At 65.0% G+C, this 3,356-nt stretch carries 4 protein-coding genes; all 4 read left to right on the top strand.

Going from position 1 to position 3,356, the window contains the following annotated elements; all coding sequences use genetic code 11:
* The coding region (locus EN914_RS29045) for an aminoacyl--tRNA ligase-related protein (RefSeq protein WP_127389438.1) at positions 1-526 on the top strand (526 nt) is incomplete at its 5' end.
* Positions 526-1,284: a 5'/3'-nucleotidase SurE gene (gene surE, locus EN914_RS29040; RefSeq protein WP_024503850.1), complete on the top strand. Its 759-nt coding sequence runs from the start codon at positions 526-528 to the stop codon at positions 1,282-1,284. The genes EN914_RS29045 and surE, both read left to right, overlap by 1 nt.
* Positions 1,281-1,940 (top strand): protein-L-isoaspartate(D-aspartate) O-methyltransferase, encoded by a 660-nt coding sequence (locus EN914_RS29035; protein ID WP_013531300.1) that lies wholly within the window; start codon positions 1,281-1,283, stop codon positions 1,938-1,940. Before surE ends, EN914_RS29035 begins: the two co-directional genes overlap by 4 nt.
* Before the next feature lie 191 nt (positions 1,941-2,131).
* On the top strand, positions 2,132-3,356 hold a 1,225-nt coding region (locus EN914_RS29030), incomplete at its 3' end, for a LysM peptidoglycan-binding domain-containing protein (RefSeq protein WP_127389437.1).

Raw genomic sequence — 3,356 nt, 5'->3', positions numbered from 1 at the left:
GCGCTACACCGCGCTGACACCGTGCTTCCGTTCGGAAGCGGGCTCGGCCGGGCGCGACACGCGCGGCATGCTGCGCCAGCATCAGTTCTACAAGGTCGAGCTGGTGTCGATCACCGATCAGGAATCGTCACTTGCCGAGCATGAGCGGATGACGCAATGCGCCGAGGAAGTGCTGAAACGGCTCGGCCTGCCGTTCCGCACCATGACGCTCTGCACCGGCGACATGGGTTTTGGCGCACGCAAGACCTACGACATCGAGGTCTGGCTGCCCGGCCAGAACGCCTATCGCGAGATCTCGTCCTGCTCGGTGTGCGGCGATTTCCAGGCGCGCCGCATGGACGCCCGCTACAAGGACAAAGACGGCAAGGGCAACCGCTTCGTCCACACGCTCAACGGCTCGGGCACAGCCGTTGGCCGCGCGCTCATCGCCGTCATCGAAAACTACCAGAACGAGGATGGCAGCGTAACCATTCCTGAAGTGCTGCGGCCTTACATGGGCGGTCTGGAAAAGATCGAAGCGAAATAATGCGTATCCTCCTGACCAATGACGACGGCATTCATGCCGAGGGCCTGGCGTCGCTCGAACGCGTCGCACGTACGCTGTCCGACGATGTCTGGGTGGTGGCGCCCGAGCAGGACCAGTCCGGCTATGCGCATTCGCTGTCGATCTCGGAGCCGCTGCGGCTGCGCAAGATTGGCGAGAAGCATTTTGCCGTGCGCGGCACGCCGACCGATTGCGTCATCATGGGCGTCAAGAAGATCCTGCCTGGCGCACCCGACCTGATCCTGTCCGGCATCAATTCGGGCGCCAACATCGCCGACGATGTCACCTATTCCGGCACCGTTGCAGGCGCCATGGAGGGCGCGCTGCTCGGCATTCGCTCGATCGCGCTCAGCCAGGGCTACAGCTATGTCGGCGAAGATCGCGTCGTGCCCTACGAGACGACGGAGGCGCTGGCGCCGGCGCTGCTGAAGAAACTTGTCGCGACGCCATTGCCCGACGGCGTGCTGCTCAACGTCAATTTTCCCAACTGCACGCCCGAGGAAGTCGCAGGCACGGTGGTCACCTCGCAGGGCAAGCTCGTGCACTCCCTGTGGGTCGACGAGCGCCGTGACGGGCGCGGCCTGCCTTACTACTGGCTGCGTTTCGGCCGCGAGCCGGTCGAAGGCAAGCAAGGCACCGACCTCTACGCCTTGCGCAACCGGCTGGTGTCGGTGACGCCGCTGCAGCTCGACCTTACCGCCCATGAAATCCGTGACCAACTGAGCAAGGCGCTCGCATGAACCAGGGCCTCCCGATCGACGACCGCGAAGGTTTTGCCGCCTTTCTGCTGCGTCTGCGCGGCCGGGGGACTGTGCCGAAGGCGCTGATCGCGGCCTTCGAGGCGACGCCGCGGCGCGGCTTCCTGGCGGCCCAGTTCCATCAGATCGCCTGGTCGGACCGCATGCTGCCGATCGAATGCGGCGAGGCGATCGAAGGCGCCGACATGCAGGCGGCGGTGATCGCCGCACTCACCATCGAGCAGGGCAACCGCGTGCTCGAGATCGGCACCGGCTCGGGCTACACCTCGGCGGTGATGTCGCGGCTGGCCGCGCGGGTCATCACCACCGATCGCTACAAGACGCTCGCCGAGCAGGCGCGGCAACGCTTCGAGGCGCTCGGCATCGGCAATGTGATCGTGCGCCACGCCGATGGTTCCGGCGGGCTGCCGAATGAAGGGCCATTTGACCGCATCGTCGCCTGGGCTGCCTTCGACAGCCTGCCGCGTTTCCTGCTCGACCAGTTGTCGAGCGGCGGTATCGTCATCGCTCCGATCGGCCCCGAAGAGGGCGAACAGGTGCTGGCCAAGCTGACCAAGGTCGGCAGCCGCTTCGAGCGTGAAGACATCGGCCTCGTTCGCCTGCAGCCGATCCTGCGCGGTGTTGCCGCTGTTATCTAGCGCGGATGTCGATGTTCGGCCGCGTCGTGCGCCCGCCTTCGACCCCGGCTGACCTGACCCGAAATCTTCGCACGGCTCGCTCTCTAATATTTTAAGAAAAATTGCGTCGGATTCCATGAGGTTAACCGTCGAGTAACATTAACGCGCTTTAATCATGCCTAGTTTGTACCGGGTATGTGCGGGTTAGTGCGATGCAACTCAGTGTTTTGAAGACAAACGGTCGCAATCTGGCGCGAGGCTGCGCCATTCTGATGGTCGCGGGTGCTGCTGCGGGGTGCAGTTCCCAGGTTTCGCGGTTCAATGGCGTCGACGACGTCTTTACATCCTCGACCAACAATCAGCGCGCCATCATCAACAAGCAGGATGCCGTACAGCAGCCCTATCCGGGCGATGTCGCCGCCGCTCCGATCGATGGCAGCCATACACAATCGGTCAGCCGCTCCAGCCTCGAGCCGGTCTCGACGCGGCCGCTGCCGCCGCCCGTTGCCCAAGCGCAGCAGGCGCCGGCATCGAAGCCGGTGCGCACCGCATTGGCCCCGGCACCGCATGTCGACAGGACCACGACCGGCACCGTCGCTCCGGCGGCGTCGCCTTTCAAGGTTTCGCAACCTGACGAACCCCGCGTGGCTGCTTCCGGCACTCCGCATGCAACCGAGATCGTCGTCAGGGACGGCGAAACGATCGGCGGCCTGGCGCAGCGCTACAAGGTGCCGTCCGACGTGATCATGAAGGTCAACGGGCTGAGCGCGACCAAGGGGCTGAAGACCGGCCAGAAGCTGGTCATCCCGGCCTATGCCTATTCCAGCAAGAGCGAGGCGAAGGTCGCGGATGCCAAGCCGGCGAAAGACGGCAAGCACAACCTGCCGGCCACTGCGCCGGACAAGGTCGCCGTTCTGCCGCAGCAGCCGAAGCCTAAGGAAGGCAAGCCCGCCGCTCAGGTCGACGCGTCGGCCGCAGCAAACCAGCCCAAGGAGCCCAAGCCGCAGGTTGCCAAGACGACCGGCGCTGCCGGGACCTACACGGTCCAGTCGGGCGACACGATGTCTTCGATTGCCAGGAAGACCGGCGTCGGCGTCGTTGCTCTAAAGCAGGCCAACGGGATGAAGGACGGACTGCTCAAGATCGGCCAGACCCTGAAGGTGCCGGCCGGCGGAACCGCGACCGTCGCCGCTGCCAAGCCGGCCAAGGTCGATCCGGTGACGACGGCCACCACGCAGCCCGCGGCAAAGACCACGCCGTCTGAAACGCTGGCGTCCTACACGCCGCCGAAAAAGGATTCGAAGGTCATCCAGCAGGCCGAGGCCGACGATGCCGTCGCGCCTGATGCCACCGGCATCGGCAAGATGCGCTGGCCGGTGCGCGGCCGAGTGATTTCCGGTTTCGGCTCGGGCAAGGACGGCGTCGATATCGCCGTGC

Source organism: Mesorhizobium sp. M7A.F.Ca.CA.001.08.2.1, assembly GCF_003998455.1.
GTDB classification, from domain to species: domain Bacteria; phylum Pseudomonadota; class Alphaproteobacteria; order Rhizobiales; family Rhizobiaceae; genus Mesorhizobium; species Mesorhizobium ciceri.
This window is presented reverse-complemented; position numbering and strand designations above follow the sequence as displayed.